Origin of the sequence: Aquamicrobium segne, from assembly GCF_042656785.1 — a bacterium.
In the GTDB taxonomy this organism is placed as follows: domain Bacteria; phylum Pseudomonadota; class Alphaproteobacteria; order Rhizobiales; family Rhizobiaceae; genus Mesorhizobium; species Mesorhizobium segne.
Window position 1 is genome coordinate 16524 of sequence record NZ_JBHSLL010000023.1, and the last position, 17289, is coordinate 33812.

At 55.0% G+C, this 17289-nt stretch carries 16 protein-coding genes; 10 read left to right on the forward strand and 6 right to left on the reverse strand.

The genetic code is table 11. The annotated features are described in order from the left end of the window. Positions 1–195: 195 nt before the first annotated feature. The gene (locus ACFPLB_RS08410) at positions 196–1287 is read left to right on the forward strand and encodes a COX15/CtaA family protein (protein WP_378228910.1); all 1092 of its coding nucleotides are present in this window, start codon (positions 196–198) and stop codon (positions 1285–1287) included. Positions 1288–1462: 175 nt separating this feature from the next. Here ACFPLB_RS08410 and argC read toward each other — a convergent pair whose 3' ends face one another. Then, entirely contained in the window at positions 1463–2395 is a 933-nt protein-coding gene (gene argC, locus ACFPLB_RS08415) for an N-acetyl-gamma-glutamyl-phosphate reductase (RefSeq protein WP_378228911.1), read from the reverse strand. A 57-nt stretch (positions 2396–2452) separates the two neighbouring features. Beyond that, the gene (gene speB, locus ACFPLB_RS08420; protein ID WP_378228912.1) at positions 2453–3430 is read right to left on the reverse strand and encodes an agmatinase; all 978 of its coding nucleotides are present in this window, start codon (positions 3428–3430) and stop codon (positions 2453–2455) included. A gap of 140 nt (positions 3431–3570) precedes the next feature. Here speB and ACFPLB_RS08425 point away from each other — a divergent pair, with 140 nt between their 5' ends. From ACFPLB_RS08425 to ACFPLB_RS08445, 5 genes are all read left to right on the forward strand, one after another. Beyond that, positions 3571–4863 carry a DUF445 domain-containing protein gene (locus ACFPLB_RS08425; protein WP_378228913.1) on the forward strand — a complete coding sequence of 431 codons (1293 nt, stop codon included), beginning with the start codon at positions 3571–3573 and terminating at the stop codon, positions 4861–4863. A gap of 101 nt (positions 4864–4964) precedes the next feature. Beyond that, positions 4965–6269 (forward strand): serine--tRNA ligase, encoded by a 1305-nt coding sequence (gene serS / locus ACFPLB_RS08430; RefSeq protein ID WP_378228914.1) that lies wholly within the window; start codon positions 4965–4967, stop codon positions 6267–6269. Further along, on the forward strand, positions 6270–7028 hold the full coding sequence (gene surE / locus ACFPLB_RS08435; RefSeq protein WP_378228915.1) for a 5'/3'-nucleotidase SurE: 759 nt from the start codon (positions 6270–6272) through the stop codon (positions 7026–7028). Then, on the forward strand, positions 7028–7672 hold the full coding sequence (locus ACFPLB_RS08440; RefSeq protein WP_378228948.1) for a protein-L-isoaspartate(D-aspartate) O-methyltransferase: 645 nt from the start codon (positions 7028–7030) through the stop codon (positions 7670–7672). Before surE ends, ACFPLB_RS08440 begins: the two co-directional genes overlap by 1 nt. Before the next feature lie 268 nt (positions 7673–7940). Next, positions 7941–9065 (forward strand): peptidoglycan DD-metalloendopeptidase family protein, encoded by a 1125-nt coding sequence (locus ACFPLB_RS08445; protein WP_378228949.1) that lies wholly within the window; start codon positions 7941–7943, stop codon positions 9063–9065. A gap of 210 nt (positions 9066–9275) precedes the next feature. Here the strand turns inward: ACFPLB_RS08445 and ACFPLB_RS08450 are convergent, their stop codons facing one another. Continuing rightward, on the reverse strand, positions 9276–10151 hold the full coding sequence (locus tag ACFPLB_RS08450; RefSeq protein WP_378228916.1) for an ATP-binding protein: 876 nt from the start codon (positions 10149–10151) through the stop codon (positions 9276–9278). A 183-nt stretch (positions 10152–10334) separates the two neighbouring features. Here ACFPLB_RS08450 and yajC point away from each other — a divergent pair, with 183 nt between their 5' ends. From yajC to ACFPLB_RS08470, 4 genes are all read left to right on the forward strand, one after another. Next, positions 10335–10667, forward strand: coding sequence for a preprotein translocase subunit YajC (gene yajC, locus ACFPLB_RS08455; RefSeq protein ID WP_378228917.1), 333 nt, complete (start codon positions 10335–10337; stop codon positions 10665–10667). An 84-nt stretch (positions 10668–10751) separates the two neighbouring features. Further along, positions 10752–13319, forward strand: coding sequence for a protein translocase subunit SecDF (gene secDF / locus ACFPLB_RS08460; protein WP_378228918.1), 2568 nt, complete (start codon positions 10752–10754; stop codon positions 13317–13319). A 232-nt stretch (positions 13320–13551) separates the two neighbouring features. Further along, entirely contained in the window at positions 13552–13941 is a 390-nt protein-coding gene (locus ACFPLB_RS08465; protein WP_378228919.1) for an Mth938-like domain-containing protein, read from the forward strand. A 31-nt stretch (positions 13942–13972) separates the two neighbouring features. Further along, on the forward strand, positions 13973–14803 hold the full coding sequence (locus ACFPLB_RS08470; RefSeq protein WP_378228950.1) for a phytoene/squalene synthase family protein: 831 nt from the start codon (positions 13973–13975) through the stop codon (positions 14801–14803). Between the two features lie 5 nt (positions 14804–14808). On the opposite strand, the gene trmFO is transcribed toward ACFPLB_RS08470, so the two are convergent. The 3 genes from trmFO to ACFPLB_RS08485 form a co-directional block, all read right to left on the reverse strand. Then, on the reverse strand, positions 14809–16206 hold the full coding sequence (gene trmFO, locus ACFPLB_RS08475; RefSeq protein WP_378228920.1) for a methylenetetrahydrofolate--tRNA-(uracil(54)-C(5))-methyltransferase (FADH(2)-oxidizing) TrmFO: 1398 nt from the start codon (positions 16204–16206) through the stop codon (positions 14809–14811). Between the two features lie 538 nt (positions 16207–16744). Then, positions 16745–16885 carry a DUF1127 domain-containing protein gene (locus tag ACFPLB_RS08480; RefSeq protein WP_378228921.1) on the reverse strand — a complete coding sequence of 47 codons (141 nt, stop codon included), beginning with the start codon at positions 16883–16885 and terminating at the stop codon, positions 16745–16747. A gap of 50 nt (positions 16886–16935) precedes the next feature. Continuing rightward, on the reverse strand, positions 16936–17076 hold the full coding sequence (locus ACFPLB_RS08485; protein WP_378228922.1) for a DUF1127 domain-containing protein: 141 nt from the start codon (positions 17074–17076) through the stop codon (positions 16936–16938). Positions 17077–17289: the final 213 nt, after the last annotated feature.

The window sequence follows — 17289 nt, forward strand, 5'->3', positions numbered from 1 at the left end:
GACCGGCGCGACGGCGTGCCGCGCCATGCGCTCTTGCCAGTACAGTGTCCATGGTCCACCTAGAGCATTTCCTGTTTTCACGAAAAACAGATAAAATGCTCTAAGCTCTTGTTTTAGCCGCATTTGTTCGAAGCCAGATGATGCCATCTGTACTCACAAAATGCTCTATCCGACGCTTTGTTGCTGGAGAATGCAATGGCTGCCACTGATTACGCATCATCTTTGCCTGACAAGAAGCGTCTTTTGAGAAACCGGGCGCAGGTGCGTTACTGGCTCTATTGTATTTTGATTGTTTTATTTGCGCTCATCCTTGTCGGTGGGGCTACACGCATGACCGGCTCTGGCCTGTCGATCACCGAATGGAAGCCGATCCATGGCATCATCCCACCGCTCAATGCGCTTGAGTGGCAGGAGGAATTCCTGAAATATCAGCAAATTCCGCAATATGAACAACTCAATCACGGCATGAGCCTGTCGCAATTCCAGTTCATTTTCTGGTGGGAATGGGGCCATCGCCTTCTGGCGCGTGGCGTCGGCTTTGTCTTTGCCATTCCGCTGGTTTTCTTCTGGGCCACGCGCCGGATCGAAACAGGGTTGATGCCCAAACTGATCGGCATTCTGGCGCTTGGCGGTTTGCAAGGGGCTATTGGCTGGTGGATGGTGGTTTCGGGCTTGAGTGAGCGTGTCAATGTCAGCCAGTACCGGCTGGCAACGCATCTGACCCTTGCGGCACTGATTTTCATGGCCACCATGGTTGTTGCGCGCGGATTGGCGCCCCACTCACAAGCAGAGGCAGATCGCGCCACGCAGCGCATGGCTGGCATTCTGGTGCTGCTGACGATGATCCAGATTTATCTTGGCGGGCTTGTTGCGGGGCTGCATGCGGGCTTGAGCTACACGACATGGCCGCTGATGGATGGGCGCATCATACCCGGCGATCTGTTTGTGATCGAGCCGCTATGGCGCAATTTCTTTGAAAGCCCCAAAACAGTGCAATTTATCCATCGCATCGGCGCCTATACGCTGTTTGTTGTGGCCGCATTGCACATGATTTCAACGGGCCGAAAATTTCCGGGTACAACCCATGCGCGCCGCGCCGTATTCCTGTTCATTCTGGTGCTGGTCCAGGCGGTGATCGGCATTGCCACGCTGGTCATGCAGGTGCCGCTTCATCTGGGGCTGACCCATCAGGGCTTTGCGCTGGTGGTGCTGGGTTTTGCAGCCGCGCATTGGCGTGGAACCAAGGGTGCCTACCCGCTGCCGGGCGAGGCAAGAGTGCTTGCATAAAAGTTTCAGGGCGCGGCTAGAGCATCGGACCGAAAAGTGGAATCGGTTTTCGGATTATTCCGATGCTTATTCAAAGTGTTAGAGCGTCCTTTGTGCGTCCGATTGGACGCACGGCGCTCTAAATGACAGCCGCGTCCTGATTGTTTGAAAAAGCAAAAGAAAATTCAGCCTGTGGTTAAAAACCCTTGCCGATCATCAGGCCCAGATTTTGCACGGCTGCCCCTGAGGCCCCCTTGCCGAGATTGTCATAGACGGCAATCAGCAAAGCCTGTGCCCGCTTGTCATTGGCAAAGACATGAAGCTTCATGCGGTTGGTGCCATTATAGCGCTCAGGATCAATGTCAGGCACGCGCTCGACCTGCTCATAAGGCGCAACCTCAACCACGGAACCGGCAATGGCTGCATAATGGTCGGCAAGGGCTGCATGAAGCTGTGCGCCGCTTGGAACATGATCCAGTGTGCCCAGTTGCAGCGGCACAATGGTGATCATGCCCTGTGCAAAATTGCCGATGGCCGGTTGCAGCATCGGGTCGCGGGCAAGCCGTCCATAGGTTCTGATCTCAGGGATGTGCTTGTGCTGGAGTGAAAGCCCGTAAGGCAAAAACTCGCAGGCGTTTTTGCCTTGCGCCTCATAATCCTCGATCATGGTGCGCCCGCCGCCGGAATAGCCGGTAATGCCATTGATCGTCACCGGAAAATCGGCTGGCAGCAGGCCCGCATCAATCAGCGGCCGCAGCGTGGCAATCGGCCCCTGCGGCCAGCAGCCGGGGTTGGCAACCCGTTTGGCGGCAGCAATACGCCCTGACTGGCCCTTGTCCATTTCAGCAAAGCCATAGTCCCAGCCATCGGCAATGCGATGCGCAGTCGAAGCGTCGATGACGCGCGTTGTGTCATTGTCAATCAGCGACACACTTTCGCGAGCGGCATCGTCGGGCAGGCATAAAATGGCGATGTCGGCGGCATTGAGATATTCGGCCCGCGCTTCGGTTTCCTTGCGGCGTTCAACCGGCACCGAAATAATGTCCAGATCGCTGCGCTCGGCCAGCAGCGTGCGGATCTGGAGCCCGGTCGTGCCATGTTCGCCATCAATGAAGATTTTCGGTTTCATTCCAATTGTCTGCCTGCATGTGGGGCTAAACTTAAAAAGCCTGGCCCATAGTGGTTGTTATGGATGCTGCTTGTCTGCTCTGGCTTTGCGCTCGGCCAGAAGGCCAAGATAGTTCATGGCGATCATTGAAGCGGCTATAGCTGTAATATCGGCATGGTCATAGGCTGGTGCAACCTCTACAATGTCGGCTCCGACAATATTGACCTGACCAAGTTGACGCAGCACCGAAAGCATCCGCGCTGAAGAGGGGCCACCGGCCACTGGCGTTCCGGTTCCCGGAGCAAAGGCAGGATCAAGGCAATCTATATCGAAAGTAAGATAGGTTTTACAGCCACCGGTGCGCTCGACAATCGCCCCGGCAATGTCGGCAGCGCGCATTTCTTCCACCTCATGACCATGTAAGATTTTGATGCCGAAAGTATCAGGAGCGTGGGTGCGGATGCCGATCTGAATTGAATGGTCAGGGTCAATAATGCCTTGCTTGACGGCACGGCCGACAAAGGAGCCATGGTCAATGCGCCTGCCATCATCAGGCCATGTGTCCTGATGAGCGTCAAACTGCACCAGCGCCAGCGGGCCGTGAATGGCCGCATGGGCTTTAAGCAGCGGCCATGTGATAAAATGATCGCCACCAAGCGTCAGTAAAAAAGCCCCGGATTTGAGGAGCTTTGCCGCTTCTCGCTCAATTATTGCCGGTGTCTTGTTGTGATTGCCGCTATCGAGCAGACAGTCGCCATAATCGACAACGGCAAGGTTTTCAAACAGATCACGCGAAAACGGATATTGCGGATCATTGTCCAAAATGGCCGAGGCGCGGCGAATGGCCTGTGGCCCAAAGCGCGCACCGGGCCGGTTGGTGACGGCCGCATCAAAGGGAACGCCCCAGACAATGGCGTCCGCGCCTGCCACATTTTTGGTGTAGCGGCGGCGCATGAAAGAAAGGGCTCCGGCATAGGTCGGATCAGAGGCTGCGCCATGCATGGTGCGTGCCGTAAAGGCATGGTCAATTGTTTTGGCGGGGGTTCTGGCAGGCATGGTCGCTCCTGGAACGTGCGTATTGTGCAAACACCTATAGAAACATGGGGCAACTTGCCAGCACCACGACAGTTAAATGCAATGACTGCGCAAAGTCACATTGTCGATAATATGGTGCGAATCAAACAGGCTGATTGTGAATGGCAAAATTAACAGCGACCGCCGGGCACGATAATCGAACGCTTGAAGACCAGGCAAAAATTGCAGCACTGCGGCGGGTGAAGTTTATGGCCGCTGCCGCCTTGGTGTGTTGTGTTGCCTTGTTTGCCATCGCCAGAATTTTGGAAAAAACCTATCCGGTCATGGGTGTGGTGGCCGCATTTGCCGAAGCTGCAACCATTGGCGGGCTGGCGGACTGGTATGCGGTGGTGGCGCTGTTTCGGCGTCCGCTTGGCCTGCCGATCCCGCATACGGCTATTATTCCGGCCAATCAAACCCGCATTGCAGATAATCTGGGCCATTTCATCGAGGTGAATTTTCTGGCGCCCGGCCCGGTGCGTGAAAAATTGCGGCAGGCCGATTTTTCTGCACAAGTTGCCGACTGGCTGGCAGATGAGAAGCGTGCTGCCGGTCTGTCGCGATTCGTCGAGCGCCTGATGCCGCGAATGCTGACAGCCATCGAGCAATCGGGCTTGCGCAATTTTATTGGCGAACATGTGCGGGCCGAACTTGAAAAATTGCCCGCAGCGCCCCTTGCCGCCGAGCTTTTATCCACCTTTACGCATGATCGGGGGCATCAAAAACTGTTTGATGAGATTGTGCGTGCGCTTTCCGGCCTGCTTTCTGATGAAAAGACCCTTGTCGCCATGCGCGATAAGATACATGAGGAACTTCCCAGCATTTTCAACATGTTCCGCGCCGATGCCTATCTTTTGAACAAAATTACAGCTTCCGCCGCCTCCTTGCTGAAAGATGTCAATGAGGATCCCGACCACCCGCTGCGTGAGGAGTTCGACCGTTTTGTGCAGGGTTTCATTGAAGAATTGAAAACCTCGGAAGATTATGCGCGCCGTGCCGAAAAGCTGAAACATGATTTGCTGATGCGGCCTGAAATGCGCGGGATCATCGATCTGATGTGGAACAGCCTGCGCGCCTTTATCGAAGAGGGGGGCAAGGGCAGAAATACGGCAATTCAGGCGCATCTGACCGGCATGTTTGTTGCCATCGGCCAGCATCTGGCGCGTGATCCAAAGGTTAGGGCAGATATGAATGCCGGTTTTGTGGTGGCGCTTTCCGGTTTTGTGGAAAGCCAGAAAAGTGGTGTGTCTGCCTTTATCGCCGATCAGGTCAAGCGCTGGGATCTGACCCAGTTAACATGGCTGATTGAAATCAATATCGGCAAGGACCTGCAATATATACGTTTCAACGGCATGATTGTCGGCGGCATTGCCGGTGTTGCGCTTTATGGGTTTGAAAAAGTATTTTTGTCGTAATCGCGTGACTGGAAATTTTTGGCGCATCCATGCGGCCCGGACTTGAAACCTTTTCATGTGCGGTTTAGGCCCAACAGGCTTTATGAGGAAACAGACCTGCCATGCTGGACATCAAGTGGATTCGCGACAACCCCGACCTTCTTGTTGAGGCGCTTGAAAAGCGCTCATGGTCGCAAGATGAGGCGCGCTCTACCGTAGAGGCGATTATCGCCAGCGATGAGGCGCGCCGTGTTCATGTGCTGAAACTTCAGCAGGCGCAGGAGCGCCGCAATGCCGCCTCAAAAGAAATCGGCAAGGCCATGGCCGCAAAGGACATGGAACTGGCTGAAAGGCTGAAGGCGGAAGTTGGCGATATCAAATCCTTTATTCAGGATGGCGAAGCGCAAGAGCGTCTGCTTGACCGTGCGCTTCATGATGCGCTGGCAGTCATCCCTAATCTTCCGCTCGACACTGTGCCGTTTGGGAAGGATGAAAACGATAATGTCGAATTGCGTAAAGTGGGCAAGGTTGTGCCATCACCTGACTGGGTGCGTGAGCATTTTGAGATTGGTGAAAGCCTTGGCCTGATGGATTTTGAGCGTGCGGCCCGTCTTTCCGGCTCGCGCTTTACGGTGTTGAAAGGCCAGCTTGCCCGGCTGGAGCGGGCGCTTGGCCAGTTCATGCTGGATCTGCACACAACCGAACATGGCTATACGGAAGTACAGGTGCCGCTGCTGGTGCGCGATGATGCCTTGTATGGCACCGGCAATTTGCCGAAATTTGAGGAAGATCTGTTTTTTGTGCCGCATGGCGACAACCGTCTCGGTCTTATTCCCACTTCAGAAGTGCCGCTGACCAATCTGGTGCGTGAGGAAATCACCGCCCATGAAAAACTGCCGCTGCGCTTTACGGCGCTCACCCCCTGCTTCCGTTCGGAGGCCGGATCGGCAGGGCGTGATACGCGCGGCATGTTGCGGCAGCATCAGTTCTACAAGGTCGAGATGGTGTCGATTACCGATGCCGACAGTTCCATAAAAGAGCATGAGCGTATGACTGCCTGTGCCGAAGAGGTGCTGAAGCGGCTGGGTCTGCCATTCCGCACCGTGGTCTTGTGCAGCGGCGATATGGGATTTGGTGCGCGCCGCACCCATGACATTGAAGTGTGGCTGCCCGGTCAAAAGACCTATCGGGAGATTTCGTCCTGCTCGGTCTGTGGTGATTTTCAGGCGCGGCGCATGAATGCCCGCTACAAGGACAAGGATGGACGCGGCAATCTGTTTGTCCATACACTCAACGGTTCTGGCGTGGCGGTTGGCCGGGCGTTGATCGGCGTGATGGAAAACTACCAGAATGAGGATGGTTCCATTACAGTTCCAGATGTTTTGCGCCCCTATATGGGGGGCCTTGAAAAGATTGAGCTAAAATAAATGCGTATTCTGATTACCAATGATGACGGCATTCATGCCGAAGGCCTCGAATCGCTTGTGCGGATTGCCCACACATTATCAGACGATGTGTGGGTGGTGGCGCCTGAAACCGATCAGTCGGGCTATGCCCATTCCCTGTCAATTTCAGAACCTTTACGTCTGCGAAAGGTGAGCGAAAAGCGCTTTGCCGTGCGCGGCACACCAACCGATTGCGTAATCATGGGGGTGCGCAAAGTGTTGCCGGACCTGCCGGATCTGGTACTTTCGGGCATCAATTCCGGTTCCAATATCGCCGATGACGTGACGTATTCAGGCACCGTGGCCGGAGCCATGGAAGGCACGCTGCTTGGCATTCGCTCCATTGCGCTTAGCCAGACCTACAAGCGCGAGGGTGATGATCGCGCTGTGCCTTATGAGACGGCAGAGGCGCTTGCCCCCGCACTTTTGCAGAAAATTCTGGCCATGCCGCAGCAGGAAGGCGTGCTGATCAATATCAATTTCCCCGCTTGCGCAGCGCAAGACGTGAAAGGCACGCAAGTGACGGCACAGGGCAAGGTCGTGCATCGGCTGTGGATTGATGAGCGCCGCGACGGGCGCGGTCTGCCCTATTACTGGATGCGGTTTGGCCGCAATGAAAGCAATGGCAAGGCCGGAACCGACATTCATGCAATTGAAAATGATTTTGTCTCAGTCACACCGTTAAAGCTCGATTTCACGGCCCATGAGGTTCGCGACCAACTGGCCAAGGTTCTTGCGTGATGGAGGAGGATCGCGAGGGGTTTGCCGCTTTCCTTTTGCGGTTGCGTGGCAAGGGAATGGTTCCCAAGGCGCTGATTGCCGCGATCGAAGCCACACCGCGCCGCGGCTTTCTCAGTCCGCCCCATGGTGGGGTTGCGTGGTCAGAGCGCATGGTGCCTATCGAATGCGGCGAAGCAATTGAAGGAGCCGATATTCAGGCCGCCATCATTGCCGCGCTGGCGCTGGAGCCTGCCATGCGGATCATGGAAATCGGAACCGGCTCGGGCTATTCGGCTGCGGTCATGTCGCGCCTTGCAGCACGGGTGGTGACAATTGAACGCTACAAAACCCTTGCAGAACAGGCGCGTCAGCGTTTTGAGGCTCTGGGCATTGAAAACATCATTGTGCGCCATGCCGATGGTTCTGGCGGTCTGCCGGGGGAAGGGCCGTTCGACCGGATCGTGGCATGGGCGGCATTCGAATCAATTCCGCGTTTTCTTCTCGAACAACTTTCCAGTGGTGGTGTAGCCATTGCCCCTATCGGCCCTGAAGAGGGTGAGCAGGCGGTGGTAAAGCTGACAAAGGTCGGCAGCCGCTTTGAGCGCGAGGATATTGGCGTCATCCGCCTGCAACCCATGCTGTCCGGGATGGCTGCGGTCTTGTGATCTGCTTGCAAGGAAATCAGGGTCGATTTTTGTAATTTAACCGACCGGTAACATTAACGCGCTTTAATCGTATCCAGTTTCTTTCCGGGTCAGCGCGGGTAATGTCATGCAATTCAGCGTTTTGAAAGCTAAAGCATTTTGCAGTCAGATGGTTTCATCTGACGTCGCAACAATGCAACCAAACAAGAACCTGGAGCATTTTTCCCGTTTCCGTGGAAACAAGAAATGCTCCAGAGTACGCAATCTGGCGCGGGGCTGCGCCATGCTTATGGTCGCTGCTACAGCGGCAGGGTGCAGCTCCGGCGCCATGCGCTTTACAGATGCCGTGGATGGGATCACCACGGCATCTACCACTCCCCAGGCCAATGTCGGCAATTACGGGCAGGCCCCTCAAGCCTATCCGGGGCCTGTTGCCCAGCAACAGCCGGTTTATAACAATGGCGGATATGGATCAGGGTCGGTTGATCGCTCCTCGCTGCCGCCGCCCTCACAGCCCTCGGCAGCACAAGTGCAGCCAGCGCCTGTTCAGACGGCTTCTGCGCCTGTTACGACCCATACAGCGCCAGCCATACGCCAGGAGCAGCCTGCTCATGCGCCATCAAACAAACCATTCCAGGCTGCGGGTGAGGAAACCAAACGTCTGGCCGAGCCGGTCAAGACAGCCGCAACAACGGTCGCCAGTGGCGGTTATCTGGTTCAACAGGGCGATACCTTGTCTGCGATCTCGCGCAAGAGTGGTGTAAGCGTTGCCGCCTTGCAGCAGGCCAATGGTTTGGCTGATGGCAATATCCGCATCGGCCAGAAACTGACTATTCCGGGCGTAACAAGCGCTCCGGCAGCAGCCACAGCCATTGCTGCGGTCCAGCAGCCGCAGCCAGCCAAGGTTGATCCGGTCAAAACGGCCTCTTTGCCAGCACCTGCTGCAAAGCAGGCGACAAGCCAGGCACCGGCTACCTATACGCCACCCAGGCAGGCTGAAAAAACGGCTGTGCTGGTTGATGATGATGGTGCTGCTGCCCCCAATGCCACGGGCATTGGCAAGATGCGCTGGCCGGTGAAGGGCCGGGTTATTTCCAGCTTCGGGCAGGGCGGTGACGGTATTGATATTTCGGTTCCGAAAGGCACCTCGGTCAAGGCCGCGGAAAATGGTGTCGTCATCTATGCGGGCGATGGTCTCAAGGAATTCGGCAATACCGTTCTGGTGCGTCATGAAAACGGGCTGGTAACCGTTTATGGCAATGCCAGTGAGTTGAGTGTCAAACGCGGTCAGACCGTTCGCCGCGGTGACCAGATTGCCTTGTCAGGCATGAGTGGTAACGCCAAGGCGCCAAAGCTGCATTTTGAAGTTCGCAAGAATTCGGCGCCGGTTGATCCATCCAGCTATCTGGAATGACTGAAAACGCCTGATTGCGGGACGTCTGCCCTCCAGTCCGGCCCGTCTTTCAAAACAAAAACCCGCTCTATTAGAGCATTTCTTGTTTCTTTGGAAACGGACGAAATGCTCTAATATCTTGTTTTAGCCGCATTTGTGCGACGTCAGATGATTCCATCTGACTGCAAAATGCTCTAAAGGGCGGGTTTTTTCTTTTTAAGCATTTTGCCGTCAGGAGTGTAATGACTGGCCCAGACGGCCGGCCAGATCCTGAATAAACTGCCAGGCAACCCGGCCAGAACGGCTACCGCGCGTGGTTGCCCATTCCAGCGCCTGCGCGTGCAGGTTTTCTTCGTCAATTTCCAGCGCATAATGGCGGGCATAGCCATCCACCATATCCAGATATTCTTCCTGCGAACATTTGTGGAAACCAAGCCACAGGCCAAAACGGTCTGACAGGGAGACTTTTTCCTCAATGGCCTCGGACGGGTTGATGGCGGTGGAGCTTTCATTGTCGATCATGTCGCGGGGCAGAAGATGGCGACGATTCGAGGTGGCATAAAAAATCACATTCTGCGGACGGCCCTCTACACCGCCCTCAAGCGCTGCCTTCAATGATTTGTAGGATGTATCGTCATGATCGAATGACAGATCGTCGCAAAACAGAATGAAATTATATGGGGCGGTTTTTAAAATGGCCATCAGACGCGGCAGCGTGTTGATATCCTCCCGGTGAATTTCAATCAGCTTCAAAGGTTTGTCTGTCGTCCTCGATTCGTTGATCGAGGCATGTGCTGCCTTGACCAGCGAGGATTTTCCCATGCCGCGCGCTCCCCACAACAACACATTATTGGCAGGCAGGCCGCTGGCAAAACGCTTTGTATTATCGACAAGAATATCGCGAACATGTTCGACACCCCTGATCAGGCTGATATCGACGCGGTTGACCTCATGCACCGGCTCTAAAAAAGAAGATTCTGCCTGCCACACAAAGCAATCGGCGGCATCCAGATCGCTGACCGGGGCCGGTTGAGGGGCAAGGCGGCTGATGACCTCGATCAACTGGTCAAGTTTGTTGTTGAGGAGATCAATGCTGATATTGGTCATGAGGATTATTGCTTCTTCATATCCGTCAATTGAGGAAATAGTGGCTGTAGCATGAGCAGATTGAAGCGAAAAGCGCGGGATTGCTCTTGCAGTGTGGTTGCAATGGCTGCTTGAGAGACTATATTCCGGCGGATTTTTATGGACATGTAGCAATGTCCCCTCAAGGTTTCAGGAGTTTTTTTCATGTTCGTAACCCCGGCATATGCACAGGCTGCAGGCGGCACTCCCGATATGTTCGTTAGCATATTGCCGTTCGTTCTCATCTTTGTGGTCATGTATTTTCTGATCATCCGTCCGCAGCGTGCACAGATGAAAAAGCGCAGCGCCATGCTGGCGGCCGTCCGGCGCGGCGATACGGTCATTACCGGTGGCGGTCTGGTTGGAAAAGTCACCAAGGTGTTGGATGACAATGAACTTGAGGTTGATCTTGGTGGCGTAAAAGTCGTTGCCCTTCGCTCCACTCTGGCTGACGTTCGCGTCAAGGGCGAGCCGGTTGCAAACCAGAACGCCAAATAAACAACCACGCCAATAAATAACCACATTGAGGGTCAAAGGCCCTTGATTGCACCACCCTCAGGCACGCCAACAGGTTTTTAGCAAATGCTGTATTTCTCACGCTGGAAGACGTTTTCTATCTGGGCCGTCGTCCTGCTGGGCGTGCTGTTGTCCTTGCCCAACATTTATCCGCAATCATTGATTTCATCGCTGCCGAACTGGTTTCCGACGAAGCAGATGACATTGGGCCTCGATCTGCAGGGTGGCTCGCATATCCTGCTCAAGATCGACACGAATGATCTGATCAAGGCGCAGCTTGAAAGCGCACGTGACGAGATCAGGACACAGCTTCGCGATGAGCGCATTGGCTATACCGGCCTGTCAGGCACCGGCAAGGTGGTGCAGGTGCGCATTCGTGATGCAAATGATGTGCCGGCCGCCAGGGAAGCACTGAAGCCGCTGATCACGCCGGTTTCCTCCGGGCTGTTTGGGACCGGCAGCGTAACTGAAATGGCCATGGATGAGCCGGAGCCGGGCCTGCTTCGCTTCACCATGACGGAAGAGGGCATCCGCTATCGCACCGCAACAGCGCTGAACCAGTCCATCGAGGTGGTGGGGCGTCGGGTTAATGAACTGGGCACAACGGAGCCGATTGTTCAGCGTCAGGGCGATGATCGCGTGCTGGTGCAGGTGCCGGGTCTTCAGGACCCGCAGCGCCTGAAGGATATTCTGGGCCAGACCGCAAAGCTGACCTTCCAGATGGTCGATCAGAGCGTTCCGGTGCAGGAGGCCATGGAAGGGCGTCCGCCCGCCGGTTCGACCGTCATGTATTCCCGCGATGATCCGCCGGTTCCTTATCTGATTGAAAACCGGGTGATTGTCTCTGGCGAAAGCCTTATTGATGCGCAGGCAACCTTTGATCAGCGTACCAATGAGCCTGTCGTCTCCTTCCGCTTCGATTCCAAGGGTGCAGGCCGTTTTGGGCAGGCAACCCAGCAGAATACGGGCAAATTGTTTGCCATTATTCTTGACAATCAGGTGATTTCGGCACCGCGCATCAACGAACCGATCCTGGGTGGTTCCGGGCAGATTTCCGGTTACTTCACGCCACAAACGGCCAATGATCTGGCGGTTCTTTTGCGCGCGGGTGCGCTTCCGGCCACCATGACAATTGTGGAAGAGCGCACGGTTGGTCCAAGCCTTGGCGCAGACTCCATCAATGCCGGTAAATTTGCATCTATGGTTGGTGCTATTCTGGTCATCGGCTGTATGCTGCTGGTCTATGGATCTTTGGGCCTCATCGCCAATCTGGCGCTTGCAGCCAACGTTGCCATGATGATTGCCATATTGACCCTGCTGGGTTCGACACTGACCTTGCCGGGTATTGCCGGTATCGTGCTGACCATGGGCATGGCGGTCGATTCCAACATCATCATTTTTGAACGTGTGCGAGAGGAACGGGCTTATGGAAAGTCCGTGGTCCAGTCCTTTGATCAGGGCTTTAAACAGGCACTTGCCACTGTGGTGGACGCCAACCTGACCACCTTCATTGTCGCGGTCATTCTGTTTTATGTGGGCACCGGTCCGGTGCGCGGCTTTGCGGTAACGCTGGGTATCGGTATCGTCACCACCGTGTTTACCGCCTTTACCCTGACACGCTGGATGGTTGCATTCTGGATCAAGCGCACCAAGCCGACTGATCTGCCCAAGGGGCTGGTGCATTATTTGCCGCTGGAGCCGTCCCTGCCTTTCATGAAATACCGCAACTGGGCTTTTGCCCTGTCGGGCGCTTTGTCGATTGCCATTATCGGCATGATGTTCGTCAAGGATCTCAATTACGGTATCGATTTCAAGGGCGGATCGATCATCGAGATTCAGGCGAAATCACATGTGGCCGATGCCGGTGATGTGCGTTTTCGCCTTGAACAGCTTAATCTGGGCGAAGTCCAGGTGCAGGAATTCGGCGATCAGGGCGAGTTGATGGTGCGTGTTGGCGCACAGGATGCCGGTGACAATGCCGAGCAATCGGCTATGGAAAAGATCAGGGGCGAATTTCTCGAGGATTATGATTTCCGGCGTGTTGAAACGGTCGGCCCGACTGTTTCGGGTGAATTGGCCTATACCGGCGCTCTGGGCGTTTTCGCCTCGATGATAGCCTTGCTGATCTATATCTGGTTCCGCTTTGAGTGGCAGTTCGGCATTGGTGCGATTGTTTCAACCGCACATGACGTGATCATGATTTTGGGCATCTATATGTTTTTCGGACTTGAATTCAGCCTGTCGTCGATTGCGGCAATTCTCACCGTGGTCGGCTATTCGATTAACGATACGGTCGTGATTTATGACAGAATTCGTGAAATGCTGCGCAAGTACAAGAAAATGCCGGTTGAAGAGTTGATCAATCTGGCGCTCAACCACACGCTGTCGCGCACCTTCCTGACAGGTCTGACGGTGTTTCTGGCGCTGGCTGCACTTTATCTGTATGGCGGCGAGGTCATTTCTTCCTTTGTACTTGCAATCATTATCGGTGTGTTTGTCGGCAGCTATTCATCGGTGTTCATCGCTGGTCCGATGCTGATCCTGTTTAAGCTCCGGCCCGATACATTTGACAAGGATACTGAAGACAAGAAGGGCGCAGCCTCCTCCACACTGGCGTCTGCCTCTGGTCATTAAAGTGTGTCGCTTTTCTTTCAGATTCAAGCGACCCACTTTAAGCCTTTGTTTTTACGCATGTCTTTATCCCGAACTGGTTTCCAGTTCGGGATAAAGGCTCTAAAACAGCAGTTCAGAGCATTTTAAGTGTTCTGAACTAAGTGTTCTGAACTAAATGTTCTGAACTGCGGCACTTTCACCCTTTGGTGCTGTGGCAGTGGCGACTGGCGCTGCGGACAGGTACTGTTTGCAAATGAAACAGGGAATTATCATACGCGAGGCGCATTTCCCCGGTCGTGCGCCGATTGAGGCCTATGGCAATGGTGGATTCCGCTTTGCCGACATGTCACATAAAGGCTCCATTTTATGCTTGCCCTCAGGCATTTATGGCTGGGAACCGCAGGACCGGGACAGGCTGAGCGTTGCTGATTTCAGTCGGGTTTGCGCGGAAGCAGGAGACATCGAGATTTTTCTGGTGGGAACCGGCCCGGATCTGAAGCCTATTCCCAAAGAATTGCGGGCCGCACTGAAAGAGGCGGGCATTGCTGCTGATCCCATGTCGAGCGGGGCAGCGTTGCGCACTTACAATGTCTTGCTGTCTGACGAGCGCGCCGTGGGTGCAGCACTGATTGCTGTCGATTGACATCATGGTAGGTGAATCATCGTCCTTGACCATGCAGGCTGTGCGTAAGGCAGATCATGATCGCTATCTGGCAGCCCTTTACGCTCCATCCGACAAGCGGGATGCGCTGATGGCGCTTTATGCCTTTAATGCCGAGATTGCCGGTGTGCGTGACCGCATCCGCGAAGCTCTGCCCGGAGAGGTCAGGCTGCAATGGTGGCGTGATGTGCTTGGCGCGCCCGCCGGTGAGGAAGAGACCGGCCAGCCGGTGGCCCCGGTGGCTTATGCGTTGCGGGCAGCCATTGCCCAGTATCATCTGCCGCTTGCCGCTTTCCAAAACTATCTGGAAGCCCGGGTCTTTGATCTTTATGATGACCCCATGCCATCGCGCACCGATCTTGAAGGCTATTGCGGCGAGACGGCCAGCACCATCATCCAGCTTGCATCGCTGATGCTCGATGCCTCGGCTGCACAAAAATTTTCGCAACTGGCAGGCCATGCAGGGTGTGCACAGGCCATGACCGGCTTGCTGCTTTTGCTGCCCCGGCACAGGGCGCGGGGGCAATGTTATATCCCGGCTGATCTTCTTGCAGCGGTCGGCAGTTCACCAGAAGAGTTTATCAAGGGGCAGGACAGGCAAGGCAGCTTGCGTGTGGTGGGGGCCATGATTGCCCTGGCAAAAGAACATCTGGAGATGTTTCATAAAGAAGCGTCGTTCCTGCCGCAATCGCTGCGCCCTGCCTATTTGCCACTGGCCCTGACAGCGGCCCTGTTACAGCGCATGGAAGCCAGACCGCAAGATGTGCTGGACGGAAAGACTGGTCTTTCGCATTTGTATCGCCACTGGCTTTTGTGGCGTCATGCCATGCGCGGCTGGCGGTAAAAAATTTAAGCCGGGTCTGTTTGCAGCCATGCCTGACAGTCCTGCAAGGCGCGGGCGCTGATTTCTCTTCTGCGCGCCAGTGCCTTTTCCTTGCCGCGCAGGCGCTTGCCTTCGGTTTTTGGTGTTTCGACCGGCGGGAACAGTCCAAAATTGATGTTCATCGGCTGGAAGGAGCGTTTCCCCGGCTCATCGTCAGAAACAATATGGCCACCGGTAATATGATTGAGCAAGGCCCCAAAAGCGGTGGTCACCGGTGGCGGAGCAAGCTGTTGGCCAAGGCTGCTGGCGGCAGCAAAGCGTCCGGCAAGCAGGCCAATAGCGGCACTTTCGACATAGCCCTCACAGCCGGTGATCTGTCCGGCAAAGCGAAGCCCTGCACGCCCCTTGAGCTGCAAGGTTTCATCCAGAAGCTGCGGCGAGTTGATATAGGTGTTGCGATGCAATCCGCCCAGCCGGGCAAACTCAGCATTTTCCAGGCCGGGAATGGTGCGGAAAATACGGGTCTGTTCGGCATATTTCAGCTTGGTCTGGAAACCGACCATATTATAAAGTGTGCCCAGCGCATTATCCTGCCGTAACTGCACAACAGCATAAGGCTTGACCGTTGGATTATGGGCATTGGTCAGCCCCATCGGCTTCATGGGACCGTGGCGAAGTGTTTCGGGCCCGCGCTCGGACATGATTTCAATAGGCAGGCAGCCGTCGAAATAGGGTGTGCCTTCCCATTGCTTGAATTCGGTCTTGCCACCAGAAATCAGCGCTTCGATGAAGGCCTCATATTGGGCCTTGTCCATCGGGCAGTTGATGTAATCCTTGCCCGTGCCACCGGGACCAATCTTGTCGTAACGGGACTGGAACCAGGCGACATTCATGTCGATTGTCTCGAAATGAATAATGGGGGCAATGGCGTCAAAAAAGGCAAGTGCATCAGCGCCGGTTTTGGCCGCAATGGCCGCAGCCAGATCAGGCGCGGTCAGCGGGCCGGTGGCGATTATGGCCTGCTCCCATTCATCTGGTGGCAGTGAGGATATTTCTTCGCGCACAATGGTGATCAGCCTATGTGATTCCAGTTTTTCCGTTACGGCTTGTGAAAAACCGTCACGATCGACAGCCAGCGCTCCACCTGCCGGAACCTGATGGGCGTCACCCGATTGCATGATGAGTGACCCCGCCAGCCGCATTTCAGCATGAAGCAAGCCCACAGCATTGGTTTGGGCATCATCGGAGCGGAAGGAGTTGGAACAGACAAGTTCGGCCAGCCCTTCGGTCTTATGCGCATCTGTGCCCCTGACCGGGCGCATTTCGTGAAGGATGACGGGAACACCAGCCTGTGCTGCCTGCCATGCGGCTTCAGAACCGGCCAGACCGCCGCCGATGATGTGAACGGGCTTGATAGTATTCATGGCTGCGCACTTAATCCCTTGAAGGCTGGAAAGCAATGTGCGGCAAGATCGGTATGTGCTTTCCACAAACAACAACACCCGCCGGGGGAGGGACCGGCGGGTGTCGTTAGGGAGGTCGATCCTATGGGAGGAGGAGGGGGATCGACCGATCGTCGTTGCCGGGGAGGAGGTCGGCTTCGACGAAGCTGGAACATGATCCTGGAAAATCGGACAAGATCATGCGTAAATCAAAAACTTAAAGCGGAGCCTGCTTTTCTGACAAGAAAAGCGACACGCTTTAGAGCATCGGACCGAAAAGTGGAATCGGTTTTCGGATTATTCCGATGCTCATTCAAAGTGTTAGAGCGTCCTTTGTGCGTCCGATTGGACGCACGGCGCTCTAATGTGCTCCAATCAAGGAGCGGAAACTTGGACGGCACCTGCCCGTGGGAGGAGGTTCAGGCAAGCACCGTCGAAAGCGATCAGCCAATTGGGAGGAGGAGGTGGCTGATCTCAATTCACCGAAGCGGGGAGGAGGTCGCTACGATGAAATTTCGGGTCAGAGTGTCCGGCGCGCAAACTGTTCGATTTCGTCGCGCAAGATTCCGACATCTTCAAGCTGGTGGTTGGACAAACGATTAAGCTCATTGACCGTCCTGCGGTAAGAGCGCCAATTGCGATAACTGCGAATCAGGTTCATCTTGGTTCACCAGAAAAACTGGACGGAGCAGGGTTTGCGCTCCGAAGGGGTTAGATCGACTTGCGAGCGACCATATGAATGTCACCGCGGCTGATGCCGAGATCATTCAGTTCACGATTGCTCAGGCGGCTCAGCTCGGAAACGGTTTCCCGATAGCGGCGCCAGTTGCGGTAGTTGCGGATCAGGTTCATGTCTTATTCCTCTTTTTTCTTGCAGCGTCTTTATGTCTCGTACAAATCCTAGATAGGAGCTTCCTTCCGGTTTTGAAAGAGCGGAACACGCATGGCAGCAATGCGTTTTGTGCAATGCAATATCATGGCTCTTTCATACCTCTGTCACAAAAGAGACAAATTCAAAAAAACACGCTATGACAATGAGTTGTAAATGCCGCTTGGTAAATCGGC